Origin of the sequence: Polaribacter sp. Hel1_33_78, assembly GCF_900106075.1 — a bacterium.
Lineage (GTDB): Bacteria > Bacteroidota > Bacteroidia > Flavobacteriales > Flavobacteriaceae > Polaribacter.
On the sequence record NZ_LT629794.1, the window covers coordinates 1,562,981 to 1,587,134 of the forward strand.

The window sequence follows — 24,154 nt, forward strand, 5'->3', positions numbered from 1 at the left end:
CTATTATAATATTCAATCATTTTTTAAATTAAATATTTCTTTAAACAAATATTGTCTTTTTTCTGATTAATAACCAAATAACAATAGGAGCGCCAAATAAGGACGTAATTGCATTTATCGGAAGCGTAAATTCGCTTGTTGGTAATTGTGCAATTGAATCGCAAATTAATAAAACGATTGCTCCAATAATAGCTGTTGATGGAATTAATATTTTATGGTTTGAGCTTGAAAACAACATTCTTGCGATGTGTGGTACGGCTAAACCAACAAATGCAATAGGGCCTGAAAAAGCAGTAATAACTCCTGTTAATAAACTGGTTATGAGTAAAATAATATTTCTACTTTTTTTTATATTAATACCTAAACTCATTGCATAATTTTCACCTAGTAAAAAACTATTTAAAGGCTTAATAACAGTGATTGCTCCTATAATTCCTACAAAATAAATGAGACTAAAAACAAGTAACTCATTCCAAGTTAAGTTGCCTAAACTACCAAAACTCCAAAATAAATATTGCTGAATTTGATTAGCTTCAGAAAAATAGGCTAAAACACTAATAACAGCTGATGTTAAACTACCAAACATTAATCCAATAATTAAAATTGACATGGTATTTCTAACTTTATTTGCAGCAATAATTACAGCTGATAATACTAAAAACGCACCTAAACTTGCCGCAATTGGTAAAGACCAATTGGAAAGTGAAGAGGATAATAAACAGCCTCCAAAAACAGATGAACCTAAAATTAAAATGGCAACTCCTAAACTTGCACCAGAAGAAATACCTAAAACAAATGGTCCTGCCAAAGGGTTTCTAAAGAGCGTTTGCATTAACAAACCACAAATAGACAAACCAGAACCAACTAAAATTGCTGTAATTGCCTTCGGTAACCTAAAATTTAGAATGATAGTTTCCCAACTTTCTTTGGGTGGCGTTCCACCAATTAAAGTAGTAAAGATTTCGCTAAAAGGAATTGAAACAGAACCCAAACTAATATTTACAAAAAACAAAATTATCAGCAAAAGTGAGAGGAAAATAAAGTGTTTTGTATAGCTTATTTGTTTCATTTATGATTATCAGGTTAAGAATGTTTGAAACCTTTATTATGTTTATGATGAGTTTAAAAAGATAAACTTATGAATAATTTTTATCCAAAAAAGACACTAACTTTTGCATTGCAATTCCTCTATGAGAAATCTTATTTTTTTCTTGTGATGTCATTTCTGCAAAAGATTTATTAAAACCTTCAGGTTTAAAGATTGGATCGTAACCAAAACCTTTTCCCCCTTGTTTTTCTTTTAAAATTTCTCCTTTACAAACCCCTTCAAAAAGGAACTTTTTTCCGTCTAAATTTAAGCAAATTGATGTTCTAAATTGTGCTTTTCTGTTTTCTAGGTCTTTTAAAACTGATAATAATTTTTCCATATTATTTTCAGAATTGCTAGGTTCTCCTGCAAATCTGGCTGAATAAACTCCAGGTTTACCATTTAAACTTTCTACCTCTAAACCTGTGTCATCAGCAAAACAATTGTATTTGAATTTCTGAGTGATATAAGCTGCTTTTAATTTTGCATTTCCCTCTAAAGTAGATTCAGTTTCTTCAATTTCATCAAAACAATTAATGTCTTTTAAAGAAAGCAATTCGATTGTATTAGAAAGCATTTTTTGAACTTCGGCAACTTTATTCGGATTATTGGTAGCAAAAACTAATTTCATTTAGCGAAAATAATCATTTTTCTAATCAGAATAGCATAATATTTAAATCAGCTCTTTTATTCATGATGATAAGGTTCATTCCGTAAAATTGAAAATCCTCTGTACAATTGTTCAACAATAAAAAGACGAATCATTTGGTGAGAAAAAGTCATTTTGGATAATGATATTTTTCCAGTTGACTTTTTATAAACGGCTTCAGAGAATCCATATGGTCCGCCAATTACCAAAACTAATTGTTTGATACCAGCATTCATTTTCTTTTGTAAATATTTAGAAAACTCAACAGAGGTATAGTGTTTTCCTTTATCATCTAGTAAAACTAAGCAATCTGTGTTTTGTAGTTTAGCTAAAATCAATTCCCCCTCTTTTTCTTTTTGTTGATGCTCACTTAAATTCTTCACATTTTTAATATCTTGAATGATCTCTAACTCAAACTTTATATAATGTTTTAGTCGGTTTTGATATTCATCAATTAACTGAATTAAATTTTTATTATCAGTTTTACCAATGGCGAGTAATTTAATTTTCATTTCGTAAAATTACGAATTATGAATTATGAATTACTATTTTTACACTAGAATAAAGTTTACGAAATGATATCAAAAGAACAATTTGAAAAAGAGTTAAAAATCATTATTGCAAATGCAATTAGAGAAGATATTGGAGATGGAGATCACACATCTCTTTCATGCATTCCTGCTGATGCTGTAGGAAAAGCAAAATTGTTGGTAAAAGACGAAGGAATTATTGCGGGTGTTGAATTTGCGAAACAAGTTTTTAATTATGTTGATGCAGACTTACATGTAGAAACTTTTATAAATGATGGAGAAAAAGTAAAATATGGAGATATTGTTTTTCATGTTTCTGGAAAATCTCAATCAATTTTAATGGCAGAAAGATTGGTGTTAAATGCGATGCAAAGAATGAGCGCCATTGCTACAAAAACTGCTTCTTTTGCGGATTTATTAAAAGGAACAAAGACAAAAGTGCTAGATACAAGAAAAACTACCCCAGGTATTAGAGCTTTAGAAAAATGGGCTGTAAAAATTGGAGGAGGAGAAAATCACAGATTTGCATTGTATGATATGATAATGATTAAAGATAATCACATTGATTTTGCTGGTGGAATTACAGCTGCAATTACAAAAACAAAGAAATATTTAGCAGCTAAACAACTAGATATTAAGATAATTGTGGAAGCAAGAAGTTTACAAGAAATTAAAGAGATTCTTTCAAATGAAGGTGTTTATAGAATTTTAATTGATAACTTTAATTATGCAGATACTAGAAAAGCGGTTGCTTTAATTGGTAATACTTGTTTAACAGAATCTTCTGGCGGAATTAACGAGAACACAATTAGAAGGTATGCTGATTGTGGTGTCGACTTTATTTCATCCGGCGCATTAACGCATTCGGTCTATAATTTAGATTTAAGTCTAAAAGCTTTTTAGAGTTTTAAATGCATAAAATGATATGACAGATAATTATTTTGATAGCGAAGAATATTCAAAAATTGATTTTACTAAAACCAAAATCAAGAAAGGAGAATATGATAATTGTACATTTCTAAATTGTAATTTTGAGGGAATTCACGCTTCTAATATTCAGTTTGTAGAATGTGAATTTATAGATTGTAATTTTAGTAATACTATCGTTAAGGATACTGCTTTTAAGGATGTAGATTTTATCAATTGTAAGATGATTGGTCTAAAATTTAATGAAGTAAATTTGTTTTTATTGCAAATGTCATTCAAAGATTGTCAGTTAAATTTTTCATCTTTTTATCAATTAAAAATATCAAAAACAACATTCACTAATTGTAATTTGCAAGAGGTAGATTTTACAGAAACCATTGCAACGAGTTGTTTATTTGACAATACAGATTTAAAAGGCGCTATTTTTGAGGATACGAATTTAGACAACTCAGATTTTAGAACAGCGTTTAATTTTAATATTAATCCAGAGAAGAATCATTTAAAACAGGCAAAGTTTAGCAGAGAAAATCTTTATGGATTGCTATCGGATTATAAAATTATTATTGAATGAAAAAGGTAGTTTTCTTTTCGTTATTATTAATTTTTTCATTTATTTCCTGTGATAAAATGGAAAAGAATATTCCTATTTACAGCCATTCATTGCAGACGGACAGCGTTGCAAAATTCACTTTAAATAGTGCTGAAAAAGAAGGGTTTATTATTTTTGAATACAGAAATCAAATAGATTCTCTCCTGAATTTAGATTTAAAATATAATTTAGAGGGAAATTTTTTGATATCAGATTTTGATACATTTTTAGCAACAGAAAAAGTATACAAGGCTAAAAGGTTAGCATTTCAACTACATCAAAATAAAGAAATTAAAGGCCATACTAGAACTTTGTTTTTTAATACTAAATATGGTCTTTTATCAAGTATAACTTTTGGTGGAGATTATCTTTTTTTGAAAGATTCTATTGCATTAAACACAAAAGAGTTAATTTTTAAAGAGTTATTTCTAAATTTGAATAAAATAAATATTAAGGATTTCTAATTTTTGAAAAGAAATTAATGACAAAAGAAATAGAAGACAAATTAGAAAAAGTACCCATTGTAAAAGTCTTTGTAAAATTTGGGAAGAAAATAAAAGTACCAGGTTTAGAAGGGATGTCTTTGTATGATGTTCTAGAGATGTATATTATTGGAATTGTTGAAGGTGCTTTAACCACAAGAGCAGGAGGTATTGCATTTAGTTTTTTTATGGCCATTTTTCCTTTTATGCTGTTCATACTAACCTTAATACCATACATACCAATTGAAGGCTTTCAAGATGGATTATTTTCTTTTATTAAAGATATTTTGCCACCTCAAACTTTCGAAGCTGTTAATTTTGTAATCGGCGATATTATTAATAATCAATATGGAGGCTTGTTATCTTTTGGTTTTATAGTGTCTATATTTTTAATGACAAATGGTGTCAATGCAATCTTTGGTGGATTTGAATATTCTTATCATGTAAAAGAAATACGAAATGTTTTTAGAACCTATTTTATCTCTTTAGGGGTTTCTTTATTGACGTCACTTTTTTTAATAATTACCATTACTCTAGTCATTTTGTATCAAGTAGCATTGACTAAAATAGATGAAACAGGATGGTTACATACAGACGATTTGAACTTGTTTTATTATGGTAGAGGTATTTTGTTTTTAATCATGATTTTTACGATTGTTTCACTACTTTTTAGATATGGAACAAAGCAAGGGAAAGAAATTAAGTTTTTTTCTGCGGGTGCAATACTTACAACATTACTATCATTGTGCACTTTTTATTTATTTGGAATTTACGTAGTTAAATTTGCCCAATACAATCAATTATACGGATCTATTGGTACACTTTTAATATTGATGTTATTTGTTTGGTTAAATGCCATTATACTTTTGTTAGGGTTCGAATTAAATGCTTCTTTATATAGTTTAAGGCGCAGAAATAAAAAGGATACAACACTTAAAAATTTATAACTTTTTCACGATATTTGTCCGCGCAGCGAATTTTGGAATTTTACTTTAATGAAAAATTAGCTCGTTGTGTAGTTTGCCATTTCCTAATATAAATGATGAAGAGTCTTATTTCTCTTTAATAGAGTTATCAATAAAATGAGTTTTTGTTTAAGTTTACCAGAGGTGGGAATATAAAAAAGTAATAAAAGAAAACACTAAAAATGAAACCAAGCATCCCAAAAGGAACTAGAGATTTTTCGCCTACAGAGGTAGCCAATAGATCGTATATCATGAATACGATTAAAACCGCTTTTGAAGTATTCGGATTTCAACCGATTGAAACTCCTAGTTTTGAAAATTCATCAACTTTAATGGGTAAATATGGTGAGGAAGGTGATAGACTTATTTTTAAAATTTTAAATTCTGGGGATTTTTTAGCAAAGGCAGATAAGAAGTTGTTAGAAGAAAAAAATAGCTTAAAATTAACTTCTCAAATTTCTGAAAAAGCATTGCGTTACGACTTAACAGTTCCTTTTGCAAGGTATGTTGTGCAACACCAAAATGAAATTACATTTCCTTTTAAACGGTATCAAGTGCAACCCGTTTGGAGAGCAGATAGACCACAAAAAGGACGTTTTAGAGAGTTTTTTCAATGTGATGCAGATGTTGTTGGCAGTAAATCTTTATGGCAAGAAGTCGAATTTATTCAATTATACGATACCGTTTTCACCAAATTAGGTTTGGAAGGGACAACCATCAAAATGAATAATAGAAAAATACTTTCTGGTATTGCAGAAGTTATTGGCGCGCAAGATAAATTAATCGATTTTACCGTCGCTTTAGATAAGTTAGATAAAATCGGTAGCGAAGGAGTCATTAAAGAATTGTTAGCAAAAGGAATAACAGAAGAAGCCATCGGAAAATTAACACCATTATTTGATTTTTCTGGTTCTAATGCAGACAAGTTAGCTTCTTTAGAAAATATGTTACAAACATCAAAGGAAGGAAGTAGTGGAGTAGAAGAGTTACGATTTGTAATTAACGCTATTGATGAATTAGGTTTAGAGTCTTCAACATTAGCAATAGATGTAACATTGGCAAGAGGTTTAAACTATTACACCGGAGCAATTTTTGAGGTCGCTGCTCCAGAATCGGTAAAAATGGGTTCTATTGGGGGTGGTGGAAGATATGATGATTTAACAGGTATCTTTGGTTTAAAAGATGTTTCTGGAGTAGGAATTTCTTTTGGATTGGATAGAATTTATTTGGTTTTAGAAGAATTAAGCTTGTTTAAGGAGGTTGCTTTACCAAAACCGAAAGTTATTTTTCTAAATTTTGATTCGGCTACAGATGCTGTTAAAATGAAAGCAATTAAAAGCTTGAGAGAACATGCTATAAAATCTGAGTATTATCCTGATTTAGGTGAAAGTAATAAACAGCAAAAACGACAATGGAAGTACATAACTAATAGAGAAATTGAATTCGTAGTTTCTAAAGTAGAAAATGATGTTTTTACTTTAAAAAATATGAATTCAGCAAAGCAAATAAATTGCTCTTTATCCGAAATGATAAATATGTTGAAAGCATAAAAAATTATAGTTTGATAGTTATAATTTATTATTAAACTGAAATAATACGTTGTAAACGCTTAAATTTGCATCCTAATTAAGATTGAAATGTTTGAATTGAACAGCAAGATGAATGAAGAAAGAATTGAAGAAATAGGAGAGAACCATATAGGTACATCAGCCAAAACTCCATTGAGAGCAGACGCTTTTAATATTTCTGACGAAGAAAAAATAGAAAGGATTCAAGAAAGTGTAAAAGATATTTTAAACACTTTAGGAATGGATTTAACAGATGACAGTTTACAAGGGACTCCTAAAAGAGTAGCAAAAGCTTTTGTAAATGAAATTTTTATGGGGTTAAATCCTAAAAATATGCCAAAGCCATCAACATTCGACAATAATTACAATTATGGTGAAATGTTGGTAGAGAAGAATATAGTAGTGTATTCTACTTGCGAACATCATTTATTACCAATAATCGGTAGAGCACATGTTGCCTATATTTCTGATGGGAAAGTAATTGGTCTTTCTAAGATGAATAGAATTGTAGAGTATTTTTCAAAAAGACCGCAAGTCCAAGAACGTTTAACAATGCAGGTGGTTCAGGCGATGCAAGAAGCTTTAGGAACGCAAGATGTTGCTTGCATTATAGATGCAAAACATTTGTGTGTAAATTCTAGAGGAATTAAAGACATAGAAAGTTCTACGGTCACTGCAGAATTTGGAGGGAAGTTTAAAGAAAAAAATACGAAAAGAGAATTTTTAGATTATCTAAAAATGAATACAAGTTTTGATTGATTTTTTCTAAAAAAGTATAAATATGAAAACTGTATATTTTTAATATACAGTTTTTTTAGATTATAAGAATTTGTTGTGTTTTTGTATAGGTGGAACTGTGTGGTTTATGGTATAAAGAAATTAGGTTTGTAACTTCTAAAAAACTAACTTCATGAATAAACTTTTTAAATACTTAATTTTTACTTATTTTTTTATTTCAAGCTTTTCTTTATTTTCACAAGCACCAACATCAAACGCACCAATACCAATAGATCGTGAAACTTTAGACGTTATTTCTATCTTTAGTGATTCCTATGATAATATAACTGGAGCAAATTACAATCCAGATTGGCAACAAAGTGGTCTTACCACAGCAGATACTGATTTTCAACCAACGGGTTCTGGAAATTCAGTTTTGGCTTATACAAACTTTAATTATCAAGGAATAGAATTTAATTCAGTTCAAGATTTAACTTCTATGGAATATTTACATTTAGATATTTGGACTGTAAACGGAGTAATTCCTAGTATAACGGTTATAAGTTCAGGAGCAGAAATTCCTCATACACTTTCAAATAAAGATGGTGAGTGGCAAAGTCTTGAAGTACCTGTTGTTGGTATTACAGGTGATATTTCAAAAGCAATTCAATTAAAATTTACGGGTGGTAATGGAGTTACTATGGATATATATATTGATAATATATATTTTTATAAAAATGCAACAGAAGAAGGAAAAGATGCTACTTTAAGTGCTTTAGAAGTAAATGGAACTTCAGTTGCAGATTTTTCTCCTAATACTGAATCTTATTTGATGGCTTTACCAGGAGGAACAACTCAGGTGCCCCAAATTACTTTGGCAACAACAACAGATGCCTCAGCTTCAATAGTAATTGCACAGGCATCTTCTATTCCTGATGAAGCTAGTGTTATAGTAACATCACAAGATGGTTCAACTACTAAAACGTATAATGTATCTTTCCATATTGGAGCACCAAACACAAATGCACCAACGCCACCAGATCGTGAAACTTTGGATGTCATTTCAATTTTTAGTGATTCTTATGAAAATATAACTGGTGCAAATTACAATCCATATTGGCAACAAAATGGTTTTAATACAGCAAATTCTAATTTTCAACCTTCAGGTTCTGGAAATGCAGTGCTTGCATACACTAACTTTAATTATCAAGGAATAGAATTTAATTCAGTTCAAGATTTAACTTCTATGGAGTTTTTACACCTAGATATTTGGACTGTAAATGGCGTAGCCCCAAGCATAACCGTTATTAGTTCAGGAGCAGAAATTCCTCATTCAATGCCAAATGGAGATGGTAAATGGCAAAGCATAGATATTCCAATAGGTGGTATTACTGGAAATATTACTAGAGCAATTCAATTAAAATTTACTGGAGGTAATGGTTTTACTACTGAAATTTATGTTGATAACATATATTTTTATAAAAGACCTACGGCTAATGGAAAGGATGCTACTCTTAGTGCGTTAAAAGTAAATGGAACTTCAGTTACTGGATTTTCACCAAACTCCGAAGCATATTTAATGGCATTACCTGGAGGTACAACTCAAATACCTCAAGTTACTTTAGCAACAACTGCAGATACAGCAGCTTCTAAAGTAATTACACAAGCACCTTCTATTCCTGGTGATGCTACGATTTTAGTAACATCGCAAGATGGTTCAACTTCTAAAACTTATAAAGTTTCCTTTTTTATTGGAGCACCACATATTAATGCACCAATCCCACCTGTTCGTAATTCTTTAGATGTAATTTCAGTCTTTAGTGATGCTTACAATAATATAACTGGTGCAAATTACAATCCAGATTGGCAACAAACAGGTTTTATTTCTGCAAATACTAATTTTCAACCTACTGGTTCAGGAAATGCCGTTTTGTCTTATACAAATTTTAATTATCAAGGAATAGAATTGAATTCGGTTCAAGATTTAACAGGTATGGAGTTTTTACATATAGATATGTGGACTGTGAAAGAGGTACAACCAACTGTTGCAGTTTTAAGCTCCGGAACAGAAATTCCTCATTCAATTTCAAATGGAGATGGTAAATGGCAAAGTATAGATATCCCAGTTGCGGGTATTACAGGTGATATTACAAGAGCTGTTCATTTAATGTTTAATGGAGGTGATGGTTCACCCAGTGCTATTTATGTAGATAATATATATTTTTATAAAAGTCCAACAGCAGCTGGAAAAGATGCAACTTTAAGTGCGTTAAACGTAAATGGTAGTTCAGTTTCAGGATTTAAACCAAATTCAGAATCTTATTTGATGGCTTTACCTGGAGGAACAACGCAAGTACCTCAAATTACGTTGGCAGCAACAGCAGATGCTTCCGCTTCAAAAGTAATTTCACAAGCTTCTTCAATTCCTGGTGATGCAACTGTTGTAGTAACATCGCAAGATGGTTCTGCTACAAAAACGTATAAAGTATCTTTTTATATTGGAGCACCAAATATAAATGCACCAACCCCACTAGTTCGAAATGCTTTGGATGTAATTTCTGTTTATAGTGATGCTTACAACAATATATCTGGTGCAAATTATAATCCAGATTGGCAACAAAGTGGTTTTAATTCCGCAAAAGCAGATTTTCAACCTACAGGCTCTGGAAATGCAGTACTTGCATACACAAATTTTAGTTATCAAGGTATAGAATTTAATTCTGTTCAAGATTTAACTTCTATGGAATTTTTACACTTAGATATATGGACTGTAAATGGAGTAATTCCGAGTATAGCTGTCCTAAGTTCAGGTACAGAAATTCCTCATAAAATACAAAACGGAGATGGTGAATGGCAAAGCATAGATATCCCTGTTGCAGGTATAACAGCCGATATTACAAAAGCTGTTCATTTAAAATTCATTGGAGGTAATGGTTTTTCAAATGATATTTATGTAGACAATATATATTTCTGGAAAGCATCATCACTCGGAACAGATGATGTTGAAATTTTAAACTTTAAAGCTTTTCCTAATCCTTCTCAGAATAGTTGGACAATAAAAACTGATATTGGGAATATTACATCTATTAAAGTATTTGACTTGCAAGGTAAAAATGTGTTTTCATCAATACCTAATAAAATCACAGCTGTTATAGATGGATCTAATTTAAAAAGTGGACTTTATTTTGCTCAAATAAAAACATTATATAGTGTTAAGCTCATTAAGCTTATTAAAAAGTAGATTACTTAATTAAACGTATAATACTAATTTTATTTCAAGAAAATTAAATTAAAAACATAACATTTATGAATCAAATAGTTAGAAAAATAGTTTTTATTTTTGTAGTATTATTTTATGCTTTTTCCTTTTTAGCGCAAACAACTCAAGTTGGTAGCGCTAGCTATACCAATTCACATCCAGGGGCAGATGCCGCGGGTAGAAATGGTTTTCCATCAGGATCACCTCAATTAAGCGGAAATGCTATTGGTAAACCAGTTCCTACCAACGATTGGTGGTCTAAATTGGTTAAAGAAAATCATGCAGATAATTTATTTAATTATCCCATGACTATGAAAACTACTAATACGGGTTTAATTGTTACATACATCCCATTTGGTGTCATCGGAGATTCAGCTCCAATAGAGGTAGGTATTACAGGTTTAAATACCAGTAAAGCTTCGGTTTCAGATTATTCAGACTGGACTGTCTCTATGAATTGGAAGGATTCAAACCACGAGTTAAAAGCTACTTCAGGAATTGGAATGCCTTTTTTATATTTTGAAAAAGATGCGGATGATATCGTAGAAATTAAAGTAAATTCAGGATCAGCTAGTATTTCAAACGAAATTTTAATTATAGAAAATGCAACAAGTGGCGCAGATTTTGTTTTTTATGCGCCTTTTGGAAGCACTTGGTCACAATCCGGAAAAATTTATACTTCGATCTTAAATGGTAAAGATTATTGGTCTATGGCAATGTTACCACAAAATACAAGTAATGTAAGTGTTGTAGCTCAAGACTTTAAGAAATATGCGTATATATTTCCTTCAAAAAGTTCAACATCTTGGAGTTATGATGAAAATAATGCAAAAGTAACAACTACATTCTCCGTAGATACAGATATAAAAGAAGGTACGAATTCTAATATGCTGCTAGGATTATTGCCTCATCAGTGGAATAATTTAAGTTCTAATTCACCAACACCTAATACATATGCATATAGTTCTGTAAGAGGAGCGTTAAACATGCTAGATGGTAATACTTTTACTGTAGAAAATACCTATAAAGGTATTTTACCGACAATTCCTTACCTGGCAAATTATAGCGCAGGTTTTAGTCCATCTGATTTAGATGCTAAAATTTCTCAAATAGAGAATGATGGTTTAGCAACTTGGACAGATTCTTATAATGAAGGACAAGTAATGAATAGACTAATTCAAACCGCAAGAATAGCAGATCAAACAGGTGATATTGCAGCAAGAAATAAAATGATCGCTACAGTAAAAGAAAGATTAGAAGATTGGTTAACTTATGAGTCAGGAGAGGTAGCTTTCTTATTTTATTATAATACTAATTGGTCTGCATTGTTAGGCTATCCTGCAGGTCATGGACAAGATAATAATATTAATGATCACCATTTTCATTGGGGATATTTTATTCATGCTGCCGCTTTTATGGAGCAATTTGAGCCGGGGTGGTCTACAAAGTGGGGAGACATGATTAATATTCTAATCAGAGATGCAGCTTCAATCGATAGAAATGATACACAATTTCCATTTTTAAGAAATTTTAGTCCTTATGCAGGTCATAGTTGGGCAAATGGATTTGCAACTTTTCCACAAGGAAATGATCAAGAATCTACTTCAGAAAGTATGCAATTTGCCTCTTCATTAATTCATTGGGGAACTATCACAGAAAATAATAGTATAAGAGATTTGGGAATTTATATTTATACGACAGAACAAACGGCCATAGAAGAATATTGGTTTGACGTTTATGAACGGAATTTTCAAGCAAATCAGCAATACAGTTTGGTGTCAAGAGTTTGGGGAAATTCTTATGATAATGGAACATTTTGGACGGCAGATATAGCTGCAGCTTATGGTATAGAAATGTATCCCATTCATGGAGGTTCTTTTTATTTAGGACACAATCAAGAATATTCTAAAAAGCTTTGGACAGAAATTGCATCAAATACAGGTGTTTTAAGTAAAGAGGATAATGATAATTTATGGCATGATACCTACTGGAAATATTTATCATTTACAAATCCTCAAGCCGCAGTTGATTTATATAATGCATATCCAGAAAGAAATTTAAAGTTTGGTATTTCTGATGCTCAAACGTATCATTGGTTGCACGGTGTTAATGCTATGGGTGTAGTAGATGCCTCAATTACGGCAAATTATCCTATTGCTTTGGTTTTTAATCAAAACGGAGAAAATACATATGTGGCACACAATTATTCAGATTCCGAAATTACTGTTTCATTTTCTGATGGTTTTCAATTGACGGTTCCCGCAAATCAAATGAGAACAAATAGAGATGTTGATGCAAGTGGAGTTTTGTCCTCAGACTTCGACCAAGCTTTTCCTAACGGTAGTGTAAATTTATCTGTAACCACCTCTGGAAATGGTATTACTAAAGTAGCCTTTTATGACGGTGAAAATTTAATTGCAGAAGATACAGCTGCACCTTTTGCTATAAAAGCTGCAGATTTAACATTGGGTGTTCACGGTTTTTATGCTAAAATTTATGTTGATAATCAGTTTAATGTCTCAAATATTATAAACGTTCAAGTGGGTGAGCAGATTCCTTATTCAGGAAGTGCTATTTCAATTCCAGGTACTATTGAAGCTGGTTTTTACGATAAATTTGAAGGAGGAATAGGACAAAACATATCATATATAGATAACTCTATTGGAAATAATGGAGATTTTAGAACTGGAGAAAATGTGGATGCTATTTCCGTAAATGGAGAAGGCGCAACAGTCGGTTGGACTGGTGCTGGTGAATGGATGGAGTACACGGTTAATGTTGAAACAGCTGGTCTTTATGACCTAAGTTATAGAGCTGCCTCTGGTAATTCTAATGGAGGAGGCCCATTCTATTTTGAAATAGAAGGAAAGAAAGTAAGTCCAAGTATTTCAGTTCCAAATTCTAACGACTGGGAAAATTGGACAACAAATAGTGCTTCTAATATTGCATTAACAAAAGGTGAGCATGTGCTGCGCTTATTTATTGAAAGTGGAGAATTTAATTTAGGTAAAATGACTTTTAGCTATAAAGAATCATTACCATTCGTACCTCCAGTTGCTGATGCAGGCACAAATGTTTCTGTAATATTGCCAAATTCAACAGGAATTTTAGATGGTTCCTCAAGTTATGACCTAGAAGGCGAAACTATTACCTATAAATGGGAACAGATATACGGCCCCTCAATTATAAATTTTGATAATACCACAATTGCATCCCCAAATATTTCTAATTTAGAAGATGGCGTGTATAAGTTAAAATTAACTGTTAGTGATGGTACTTACACCGATTTTGATGAGGTTTTAATTCTTGTTTCTGCAGAAGGGAATCTAAGCCCTTCAATTTCGATAACTTCACCAAGCAATGAATCTTCTTTTAAAGAAGGGCAGGATATCAATATAACAACAATTGCTACCGATTTAGATGGCAGTATTATAATAGTAGAGTTTTTTGATGGCTCTCAAAAAATAGGAGAAGATACAACTGCTCCTTTTAGTTTAGTTTGGCCTACTGCCGCTATTGGAAATCATGAAATTACTGCGGTAGCCACTGATAATATGGCTGCTAAAACAACATCTGCAGCAGTAAATATTACCGTTTCTGAAGAAAAATTATGCTCTGAAACTTCTACTGAAGCGCAGCAGGGAAGTTTTTCACAAGGGTATGAGGTGACTTTTGAGACTGTGGGTTCAAGCGTAACAATTACATTTAAATTGTTAGATAATAACAAAGCGGGGGTTATTGCGTATTTATGGAAGCAATCTCCTTTCTCTGAAACTCAATTAGCAGAGGTTGGTGATTTAACTTTTTCTAAGACCATTAGTGGTTTTACAACAGGAGAAACATTAAGTTATGCTTGTAAATTTGCTTATGCAGGAGGTTTAGCCGCTACAAAATATTTTAATTATGTAGTAGGAGATAATTGTTCAGGCAGTGCCTCTGATGTAACGGCTCCAGAAAATTTTACAGCTTCTCTTGGAAACATAACTGCTAATAGTGTTGAATTATTATTAAAGGCTTCAGACGGTTCAGGTAAGGTAATTTATGATATTTCTTACGGCAGTTCCTCAGAATCAATAAGCGGAGATTCAGGGGTTCAAAAAGCTTATATTGTAAATAGTTTGACGCCAGAAACATTGTATTCTTTCGCTATTTCGGCAAAAGATTTGTCTGGGAACATCGCTTTAAATAATCCATTAAACTTGCAAGCAACAACCCTGGGGAGTTCTAATTCTCAATGTATTGGAACTGATAGTGATGCAACTCAGGGGTCTTTTTCAATAGGCTATAATTATGAATTTGAAACCAATGGCACAGATGTTACAATTACATTTGAGTTATTAGATACAGATAAATCTGATGTTGGTGCTTATTTATGGGAAGAGTCACCATTTTCGGAAACTACCATGAATGCCGTTTCTGGGAAAAAGTTTTCCAAAACAATTACTGGTTTAACGAACGGACAAACTATCAGCTATGCTTGTAAATTTGCTTTTGCCGGAGGTCTAGCGGTAACTAAATATTTATCATATACGGTTGGAAATAATTGTGCTTTAAATGTTGAAAATAATAAGTGGACACAAGCTGTTCATTTATATCCTAATCCGGTTAAAAATGTGCTGCGTATTGTTTCACCAATTAAGACAATAATTAAAGTTGAAATTTATTCAGTAGTCGGAAAAAAGGAACTAGAGTTCAATAGAAATCAAGAAAAATTGAATATTGAAGAATTATCCAGCGGATTGTATTTGATAAAAATTTCATCTATTGAAGGAAGTTTTACAACAAAATTTATCAAAGAATAATCCTAGAAGTAAAATGTAAAGAACCGTTTATAATTAATTTTTAAACGGTTTTTTTATTGGTGTTAATTTTTTTTATTTTTAAGATAATTCTTTACTTGAATTAAAAAGGTGGTTGGAGTCCCAATAATCATATTTTTGGTCATTATATATTTCTTCTGAAATAGTGTTTTCATAAAAAGATGAGCACTTGATAAAATGAGTAAAAAAGCAGTACCAAACCAGGTACCAAGAAAAATTGAAAGTGTTTTCCCAAAAGGATTTAAAATAGGGTTATCCATCCTTGTTTTCTAAAATACAAAATCCGTTTAGAAATTTTCTAAACGGATTTATTACTTATCGTTAGTTCGAGATAATTTCTTTTTTAAAGAAACTTATTTCGAGAACTTTTGGCACTAATTATTTATTAACTAAAACAAATTCACCTTTTTCTAGTAAAGGAATCGCTTGTTTGTATTTTACTTCTTTTTCTTCACCACTCATTACATTTTTAATAGTAACACGTTCATTTCTACCAATTTTTGGTTGTTCACGAACAACAGTTTCAACAGGTTCAGATTGCTGACGAGAATTTTGAATAGCTTGCTCAGTAGAGTTTTGAACATCTGCTTTACTTGTATTTAAACGTTCTCTTTTTTGCTGACGTGCCTCAGAAATTTGGTTTGTATCTTGAGAAGGTAATTCTCCTTTGAATAAGAAAGACAATACTTCTTTATTAATTTCATCTACTGTTTTCTTGAATAATTCAAATGCCTCAAACTTGTAGATTAATAAAGGATCTTTCTGCTCATAAGATGCATTCTGCACTGAATGCTTTAACTCATCCATTTTACGTAGATGATCTTTCCAGTTTTCATCAATAATTGCTAACGTAATATTTTTTTCGAAATCTGTTATTAAGCTTTTTCCTTCACTTTCATACGCTTCTTTTAAGTTCGTAACAACTTGTAAAGATTTAATTCCATCTGTGAAAGGAACTACAATTCTTTCATACCTATCTCCTTCATTCTCAAACACACCTTTAATAACAGGAAAAGCCAAAATAGCATTTCTTTCAATTTTACTTTTGTAGTGTTTAGAAACTATTTCATATAATTGATCAGCCAATTCCTTCTCAGAAAGTTTCTCGAAGTCCTCTTCAGAAAAAGGCGAAGTCATTGAAGAAAACTTAATCAATTCAAACTCGAAATTCTGAAAATCTTTAACTGCTTTATTACTATTAATAATCGATTCACAAGTATCATAAATCATATTTGCAATATCCACTTGCAAACGTTTTCCATCCAATGCATTGCGTCTTCTTTTATAAACAAACTCACGTTGAGCGTTCATAATATCGTCATATTCTAATAAACGTTTTCTGATTCCGAAGTTATTTTCCTCTACTTTCTTTTGTGCTCTTTCAATAGATTTAGTAATCATAGAATGCTGAATTACTTCACCTTCCTTTAAACCCATTCTATCCATCATTTTGGCAATTCTATCAGAACCAAATAAACGCATTAAATTGTCATCTAGAGCAACATAAAATTGTGTTGACCCAACATCACCTTGTCTTCCTGCACGTCCTCTTAGCTGTCTATCCACACGTCTAGAATCATGTCTTTCCGTACCAATAATTGCTAAACCACCAGATACTTTTACCTCTTCAGAAAGTTTAATATCTGTTCCACGTCCAGCCATGTTTGTAGCAATAGTCACAATACCAGGTTTACCAGCTTCTGCAACAACATCAGCTTCACGCTTGTGTAATTTTGCATTTAAAATATTATGAGGAATTTTACGCATCTGTAACATTCTTCCTAATAGTTCTGATATTTCAACAGAAGTTGTTCCTACCAAAACTGGTCGTTTTTGCTCAACTAATTTTACAATATCTTCAATAACTGCATTGTATTTTTCACGAGCAGTTTTATAAACTAGATCTTCTTGATCATCCCTTTGAATCGGTTTGTTTGTAGGTATTTCCACTACATCTAATTTGTAGATTTCCCATAATTCACCAGCTTCTGTAATTGCTGTTCCTGTCATTCCAGACAGTTTTCTGTACATTCTAAAGTAATTCTGTAATGTTACCGTTGCAAAAGTTTGAGTAGCATCCTCAATTTTTACATTTTCTTTGGCTTCAATTGCTTGATGTAATCCATCTGAATAACGACGACCATCCATGATACGTCCAGTTTGTTCATCAACAATCATTACTTTATTTTCCATCACAACATATTCAACATCTTTCTCAAAAACAGTGTATGCTTTTAACAGTTGATTCATTGTATGAATACGTTCACTTTTGATACTAAAATCTTTATATAATTCTTCTTTTTGAGAAACCTTTTCTTCAGAAGTAGTCTCTGCAGTATCAATTTCACCAATCTTTACACCAATATCTGGTAATACAAAGAAGTTGTCATTTTGAGTCTTTTTTGATAAGTGCGCTATTCCTTTATCCGTTAAATCAATTTGATTATTTTTTTCTTCAACAACAAACCATAAATCTTCATCAATTTCTGGCATCAACTTATTGTTGTCTGCCATGTAATAATTTTCTGTTTTTTGTAAAATTTGTTTAATCCCTTCTTGTGATAAAAATTTAATTAAGGCTTTATTTTTTGGCAAACCTCTGTAAACTCTTAACAATGAGAATCCACCATCTTTGGTGTTACCATCAGCAATTAATTTTTTAGCTTCTGCTAAAACACTAACTAGATGTTGTTTTTGTAAAGAAACTAAATCGGCCACTAGTGGTTTTAGATCATTAAATTCATGTCTATCTCCTTGTGGTACTGGGCCCGAAATAATTAACGGAGTTCTAGCATCATCAATTAAAACAGAATCTACTTCATCAATAATGGCATAATTTGGGGCTCTTTGCACTAAATCATCTTTAGAACTGGCCATATTATCACGTAAATAATCAAATCCAAATTCGTTATTTGTTCCGTAAGTAATATCTGCATTATACGCTTGTCTTCTTTCGTTAGAGTTGGGTTGGTAATAATCTACACAGTCTGTAGAAAGTCCGTGAAACTCAAAAATTGGTCCCATCCAAGCTTTATCCCGTTTTGCTAAATAATCGTTTACGGTAACTACGTGAACTCCATTTCCGGTTAAAGCATTTAAATAAACAGGTAAAGTTGACACTAATGTTTTTCCCTCACCAGTCATCATTTCTGCAATTTTACCTTGATGTAAAACAGAGCCACCAATTAATTGAACATCATAATGAACCATATCCCAAGTAACAGGTTTACCAGCAGCATCCCAAGAGTTTGACCAAAAAGCCTTATCATCTTCTAGAGAAATATGATCTCTTTCAGCAGATAATTCTCTATCAAAGGCAGTAGCAGTAACCTCTACTTCTTCATTTTCTACAAAACGTTTTGCAGTTTCTTTGATGACTGCAAAAGCTTCTGGCATAAGTTGTAATAAAGTTTCTTCAGAAATTTTGTAAGCTTCATCTTTTAAAGAATCAATTTCTACATAAATATCTTCTTGTCTATCAATATTTGCATTTTTTGCTTCTTCTTCTAGGGTCTCAATTTTATCATCAAACTCTTTCGTAGCAGCTTTAATTTTATCTTTAAACTCTTGTGTTTTAGCTCTTAAACCATCATGAGAAAGTTGAGCAATTTCTGCTTCAAACTTTTTAACATCTTCAACAACTGGTTGTAAAATTTTTAAATCTTTTTGTTGTTTATCTCCTACAAAAAGTTTGATTACCGAATTTAAAATACTCATTCTTTATATGTTTTTATTAGCTACATTTTTAGCTATATTATTTAGTTGTGAATCAGGTTTTTATCTATCTTAAAAAAGCTATTTTCTTGGCTAAAAGAAAACAAAAAAAAAGCCTCTTTAGAGACTTTTTATATTAGATTATTTTATTTAGTATTCATCCTCGTTCCAAAGATAATCATCTTCTGTAGGATAATCTGGCCAAATTTCAATAATTGAGTCATATGAATCACCTTCATCCTCTATATCTTGTAGATTTTCTACTACTTCTAAAGGAGCTCCAGTTCTAATAGCATAATCTATTAACTCATCTTTGGTTGCTGGCCAAGGTGCATCTGCTAAATAAGATGCTAATTCTAATGTCCAATACATTTCTTAATATTTAATTTTGTGCAAAAATAATTTTTTTACGCAGTTATGCAAGTCTTTTTTAAGAAATATACTTTGAAGTTATTACTTTTTTTTATGAATACCTATAAATCAGTTATTTATAATTTAAATAAAAGTAAAGTTCACTTCAAAATCGATAAAAAAAGAACTTAACTATTTTTTTTAGGAATCCACTTGATTTCCTCTACTAGTAACTCTTTAGACAACATTCGTGCCAACACAAAAAGAAAGTCAGAAAGTCGGTTTAAGTATTTTATAATGTCATTATGTATATTTTCTTGGTCGTTTAATTCTACAGATAATCGTTCTGCTCTTCTGCAAACACATCTGGCAATATGACAAAATGACACTGATTGATGGCCTCCAGGAAGTATAAAATGGGTCATTTGTGGAAGCAATGCATCCATTTTATCTATTTCGTTTTCTAAAAACAAGATAGAATCACTATCAATTTTAGGAATATTCAATCGTTCTTTTCCTGATTTTAAAGTCTCTTTTTCAGGAGGAGTTGCCAACATAGCGCCTAAAGTGAATAAATCATTTTGAACTTTTAATAAAGATTCTTTGATGTAACTGCTGATTTCTTGGTCTTTTATCAAGCCAATGTAAGAATTTAATTCATCTACAGTACCATAGCTTTCAATACGTAAATTATATTTTTTAACTCTTGTTCCACCGAATAAAGCAGTAGTTCCTTTATCTCCAGTTTTTGTATATATTTTCATTTTATTTAATTGCTCGATATAAAGACCAAAGTTACAAAGTTTATCTTTTAGAAAGTGTTAAACTCTAATATTAAAATGTTCTTTAGCTTGTTCTTTTCTGAAAAAAATGATTCCGAAATAAAATAAATCAATAGTTACAATATCTTCTGTTTTTTTGATGATTTCTAACCACTTTAATTTTGTTTTTTTATCCTTATAAATTCCATGAACAACCACAAAATGTTTTGAGTTTAACTTTTTTAATTCATCTAATATTAACTCTTTTGAGAGTTTTATATATAGTAATTTGTATTTATTATTTAAGTTTTTATTTAAACTTACAAGGTCAAAATGGATGGTGCTAATATTAAAATAGTGTATAATTTTTGAAAGAATCCTTTCTTCTTTTTTTGTAAGTGATTTTAATGCTGGATATTTTTCAGGAATATTATTGATTATCTTTTTATGATACAATCCTTTTGTAACAAAATCAAAAACAAAAGGAGAATGCACTCCATGTTGATTTGTAGATTCTAAAAGAAATTTGAAGTAGGAGATCTTTCTGAAAAACATTATTTAAGATTTCCGTTAATATAGACTTCATCAATTAAATTAGAACCAAAACTGTAAGGTAAAAAACCATAAGAAGGAATTTCTTTTGTAATGATAAAATTAGCTAATTTTCCTTTTGTAATAGAGCCTAGAGTGTTCTCTAAGTTCATAGCAAAAGCTCCATTTATAGTAGCTGCATTTATGGCTTCTTTAGGTGTCATTTTCATCTTTATACAAGCAGTAGCAACCACAAAATTCATGTTTCCAGAAGGTGTTGATCCAGGGTTATAGTCAGTTGCAATAGCTAATGCTAAACCACTATCTATTATTTTCCTTGCTGGAGTATATGGAATGCCTAAGAAAAAAGAACAGGAGGGAAGTGCCACCGGCATGGTTTCAGAAGCTTTTAAACTTGCAATATCGTCATCATTTAAAACTTCTAAATGGTCTACAGAAAGTGCATTGTGTTTTGTTGAAACTTGAATTCCGCCAATAACATTAAACTGATTTACATGCACTTTCGGAATTAAGCCATGTTTTTTTCCAGCAGATAAAATTTTGTTTGTCTCATCCACAGAAAAATAGCCAACCTCGCAAAAAACATCTATAAAATCAGCTAAATTTTCTTCAACTATTTTAGGGATCATCTCTTCAATAATTAAATTGATGTAGCCTTCTTTGTTATTTATAAATTCTGTTGGAACTGCATGAGCCCCTAAAAAGGTGGCTTTGATAGGAATGTTATAATGCTCTTTGAGTTTTTTGATAACTCGTAACATTTTTAATTCAGCTTCAATTGTTAATCCGTAACCAGATTTTATTTCTACAGCTCCAGTGCCTAAGGCAATTACCTCTTCTAATCTTTTTGCAGATTGTGTGTATAAATCATCAAAAGAAGTCTCTTGTAATTTTTTGGCAGAGTTTAAAATTCCTCCACCATTATTGGCAATTTCCTCATAAGACAACCCGTTAATTCTATCTACAAATTCTTGCTCTCTATTGCCAGCAAATACGATATGGGTATGAGAATCGCACCAAGTTGGAAGTATCATTTTACCCTTACAATCTATAGTATTGGCAACTGATCGGTTTGGTAATTGTTCCATCTTACCAAAATCTATGATCCTATCGTTTTCAATTAATAAAAAAGCATTTTTAATAGTAGGCAAACTATTCATAGCTTTACCGGATACTTTTTTTACACCAGTATCCCTAACCTGAATGAGTTCTTTTATATTTACAAAAAGTGTTTTCATAGAAAAGTAAAGATAATACATTATCTATGTGTAAATAAATAAAAAAACCGATGCAATTCGCAACGGTTTTAAAGTCTAAATATTTTTTTGTCAATTAATTACAGCCTCCTTGTAGGCTTGGAATATAATTTAATTCTAATCCAGAGTTTTCAGAAAAGTAAAAACATTCAGTAACATTGCTAACATCCCAATCAGAAATATTTTGGTTAAAACTTTCTGCTGCACTAAACATATAACTCATATCAGTTACATTGCTTACATCCCAACCAGAAATATTTTGATTAAAGCTTTCTGCACCTACAAACATACCATGCATACTAATCACTTTATTAACATCCCAACTAGAAATATCTTGGTTAAAGTTTCTGCATTCAGCAAAAACACCAGTCATATTAATTACATTACTAACATCCCAATTAGAAATATTATTGTTAAATTTAGAATTAAAAAACATACTATTCATAGCAGTTACATTACTTACATCCCAGCTAGAAATATCTTGATTAAATGCTCTGGTATTTGTAAACATAAAAGCCATATTAGTTACATTGCTTACATCCCAATTAGAAATATCTTGATTAAAAAGGTGGTTACTTGAAAACATGAAAGCCATATTTGTCACACTACTAACATCCCAACTAGAAATATCGCCATTAAAGTTTCTAGCCCCTGAAAACATTTCATTCATATCAGTTACATTACTTAAGTCCCAATCAGAAACGCCATATTCTAGCATCCAACAAGCTTTAAACATGGAACTCATGTCTTTTACCTTCTTTAGGTTAGGGTTGTCTTTTGCATTTATTTCAAGTGCCTTACAATAATTAAACGCATGATTAAATGATGACCATTCTATATTACCCCATTGTTCTATTGAAATTATTTTATCATTATCTAAATATGGACTACTAAATTTAATTTGATGAAAAGCAGGGGTTCCACCACTTATGCTAACTTTGTAGATTCCAGCTTTTGGAAATGTTATAGTATGAGAATTAGTTGCTGTTTCTAAACCATTATTATTTGGATTACCTACTTCTTCCCAAAATATTTTATAATTTGTTCCTGAGCCTGGTATTTCTATTTGATTGTCTTCTGTATATCCTTCAGGTTCATCAGTTTTCCAGATGGTTACAAACGCATTTGGACTGTTTCCATACAATTCTCTAATTGAAGTGGTGTCATCATTGTTACAAGCATTAAAACAAAGAATGCTTGTCAAGGTAAATAATAAAATTTTTTTCATGTTTTTTTTGTAAATATAAAAAAATAAGTTATTTTTTGCTAACTTAAACCTTTATTAATGATTCCTAAAAACGAATATGCTCCTTATTTTGAACAATACATGCAACTGGTTTCTAAAGATGAGAAATCAATTATAGAAAATTTAGTAGCTTCTCAAAAAGTATTTGATGATGTATTAAGAAATTTACCAGTAGAAAAGCACAATTTTTCTTATGCTGAAGGCAAATGGACGATCAAAGAATTGATTCAGCACATTATTGATACAGAACGGGTTTTTTCTTATAGAGCTTTATGTTTTGCTAGAAATGATAATACTTCTTTGCCTGGATTTGATCAAGATGTTTTTGTTGAGAATGACAATGCAAACGATAGAAACTATTATGATTTATTAAATGAAATGGAGGTGTTAAGAAAATCTTCAATTCAATTATTTAAAAGCTTTTCTGATGAAGCTTTGTTAAGAGTAGGTGTTGCTTCGAATAATAAAATATCTGTAAGAGCTTTAGGATATTTATTTTCAGGGCATCAAATGCATCATTTGAATATTATAAAAGAAAGATATTTATAATAAAAAAACCGAAGTTTTAGCTTCGGTTTAATATCACTTAATAATTATTGAGTAACTTAATTACAGCCTGCAGACAGGATTGGTAAGTATATAGGATTTAAACCATCTTTTTCATTATTTTTGATTTTTAGT

General features: G+C 31.0%; 18 protein-coding genes. 9 read left to right on the forward strand and 9 right to left on the reverse strand.

Translation table 11 applies throughout. From position 1 onward, the window contains the following. Positions 1-40: 40 nt before the first annotated feature. From BLT88_RS06615 to rlmH, 3 genes are all read right to left on the reverse strand, one after another. Positions 41-1,069 (reverse strand): iron ABC transporter permease, encoded by a 1,029-nt coding sequence (locus tag BLT88_RS06615; RefSeq protein ID WP_091953799.1) that lies wholly within the window; start codon positions 1,067-1,069, stop codon positions 41-43. A 67-nt stretch (positions 1,070-1,136) separates the two neighbouring features. After that, on the reverse strand, positions 1,137-1,718 hold the full coding sequence (locus BLT88_RS06620; protein WP_091953801.1) for a non-canonical purine NTP diphosphatase: 582 nt from the start codon (positions 1,716-1,718) through the stop codon (positions 1,137-1,139). A gap of 56 nt (positions 1,719-1,774) precedes the next feature. Continuing rightward, the gene (rlmH, locus tag BLT88_RS06625; RefSeq protein ID WP_091953802.1) at positions 1,775-2,248 is read right to left on the reverse strand and encodes a 23S rRNA (pseudouridine(1915)-N(3))-methyltransferase RlmH; all 474 of its coding nucleotides are present in this window, start codon (positions 2,246-2,248) and stop codon (positions 1,775-1,777) included. Between the two features lie 63 nt (positions 2,249-2,311). Between rlmH and nadC the strand changes: the two genes are divergently transcribed. The 8 genes from nadC to BLT88_RS06665 all read left to right on the forward strand — a co-directional run bounded on the left by nadC (position 2,312) and on the right by BLT88_RS06665 (position 15,575). After that, positions 2,312-3,169 carry a carboxylating nicotinate-nucleotide diphosphorylase gene (gene nadC, locus BLT88_RS06630; RefSeq protein WP_091953804.1) on the forward strand — a complete coding sequence of 286 codons (858 nt, stop codon included), beginning with the start codon at positions 2,312-2,314 and terminating at the stop codon, positions 3,167-3,169. A gap of 22 nt (positions 3,170-3,191) precedes the next feature. After that, complete coding sequence (locus BLT88_RS06635; protein WP_091953805.1) at positions 3,192-3,764, forward strand: pentapeptide repeat-containing protein; 573 nt, start codon at positions 3,192-3,194, stop codon at positions 3,762-3,764. Next, positions 3,761-4,246 (forward strand): hypothetical protein, encoded by a 486-nt coding sequence (locus BLT88_RS06640; protein WP_091953807.1) that lies wholly within the window; start codon positions 3,761-3,763, stop codon positions 4,244-4,246. The genes BLT88_RS06635 and BLT88_RS06640 overlap by 4 nt, the downstream gene beginning before the upstream one ends. 17 nt (positions 4,247-4,263) lie before the next feature. Further along, positions 4,264-5,211 carry a YihY/virulence factor BrkB family protein gene (locus tag BLT88_RS06645; protein WP_036785908.1) on the forward strand — a complete coding sequence of 316 codons (948 nt, stop codon included), beginning with the start codon at positions 4,264-4,266 and terminating at the stop codon, positions 5,209-5,211. Between the two features lie 200 nt (positions 5,212-5,411). Further along, positions 5,412-6,779: a histidine--tRNA ligase gene (hisS, locus tag BLT88_RS06650; RefSeq protein ID WP_091953808.1), complete on the forward strand. Its 1,368-nt coding sequence runs from the start codon at positions 5,412-5,414 to the stop codon at positions 6,777-6,779. Between the two features lie 108 nt (positions 6,780-6,887). Continuing rightward, positions 6,888-7,556, forward strand: coding sequence for a GTP cyclohydrolase I FolE (gene folE, locus BLT88_RS06655; protein ID WP_231960107.1), 669 nt, complete (start codon positions 6,888-6,890; stop codon positions 7,554-7,556). Between the two features lie 151 nt (positions 7,557-7,707). After that, complete coding sequence (locus BLT88_RS06660) at positions 7,708-10,755, forward strand: T9SS type A sorting domain-containing protein (RefSeq protein ID WP_091953811.1); 3,048 nt, start codon at positions 7,708-7,710, stop codon at positions 10,753-10,755. Positions 10,756-10,820: 65 nt separating this feature from the next. Beyond that, entirely contained in the window at positions 10,821-15,575 is a 4,755-nt protein-coding gene (locus BLT88_RS06665) for a glycosyl hydrolase (RefSeq protein ID WP_091953813.1), read from the forward strand. Positions 15,576-15,971: 396 nt separating this feature from the next. Here the strand turns inward: BLT88_RS06665 and secA are convergent, their stop codons facing one another. The 6 genes from secA to BLT88_RS06700 form a co-directional block, all read right to left on the reverse strand. Continuing rightward, positions 15,972-19,310, reverse strand: coding sequence for a preprotein translocase subunit SecA (gene secA / locus BLT88_RS06675; RefSeq protein ID WP_091953817.1), 3,339 nt, complete (start codon positions 19,308-19,310; stop codon positions 15,972-15,974). Positions 19,311-19,457: 147 nt separating this feature from the next. Next, positions 19,458-19,679: a DUF2795 domain-containing protein gene (locus BLT88_RS06680; protein WP_036785931.1), complete on the reverse strand. Its 222-nt coding sequence runs from the start codon at positions 19,677-19,679 to the stop codon at positions 19,458-19,460. Between the two features lie 167 nt (positions 19,680-19,846). Next, the gene (locus BLT88_RS06685) at positions 19,847-20,422 is read right to left on the reverse strand and encodes a cob(I)yrinic acid a,c-diamide adenosyltransferase (protein WP_091953819.1); all 576 of its coding nucleotides are present in this window, start codon (positions 20,420-20,422) and stop codon (positions 19,847-19,849) included. Positions 20,423-20,479: 57 nt separating this feature from the next. After that, complete coding sequence (locus BLT88_RS06690; RefSeq protein ID WP_036785938.1) at positions 20,480-20,974, reverse strand: hypothetical protein; 495 nt, start codon at positions 20,972-20,974, stop codon at positions 20,480-20,482. After that, positions 20,974-22,209, reverse strand: coding sequence for an imidazolonepropionase (gene hutI / locus BLT88_RS06695; protein WP_091953820.1), 1,236 nt, complete (start codon positions 22,207-22,209; stop codon positions 20,974-20,976). Before hutI ends, BLT88_RS06690 begins: the two co-directional genes overlap by 1 nt. Before the next feature lie 94 nt (positions 22,210-22,303). After that, complete coding sequence (locus tag BLT88_RS06700; protein WP_091953822.1) at positions 22,304-23,455, reverse strand: BspA family leucine-rich repeat surface protein; 1,152 nt, start codon at positions 23,453-23,455, stop codon at positions 22,304-22,306. A 57-nt stretch (positions 23,456-23,512) separates the two neighbouring features. Between BLT88_RS06700 and BLT88_RS06705 the strand changes: the two genes are divergently transcribed. Beyond that, complete coding sequence (locus BLT88_RS06705) at positions 23,513-24,022, forward strand: DinB family protein (protein WP_091953823.1); 510 nt, start codon at positions 23,513-23,515, stop codon at positions 24,020-24,022. Positions 24,023-24,154: the final 132 nt, after the last annotated feature.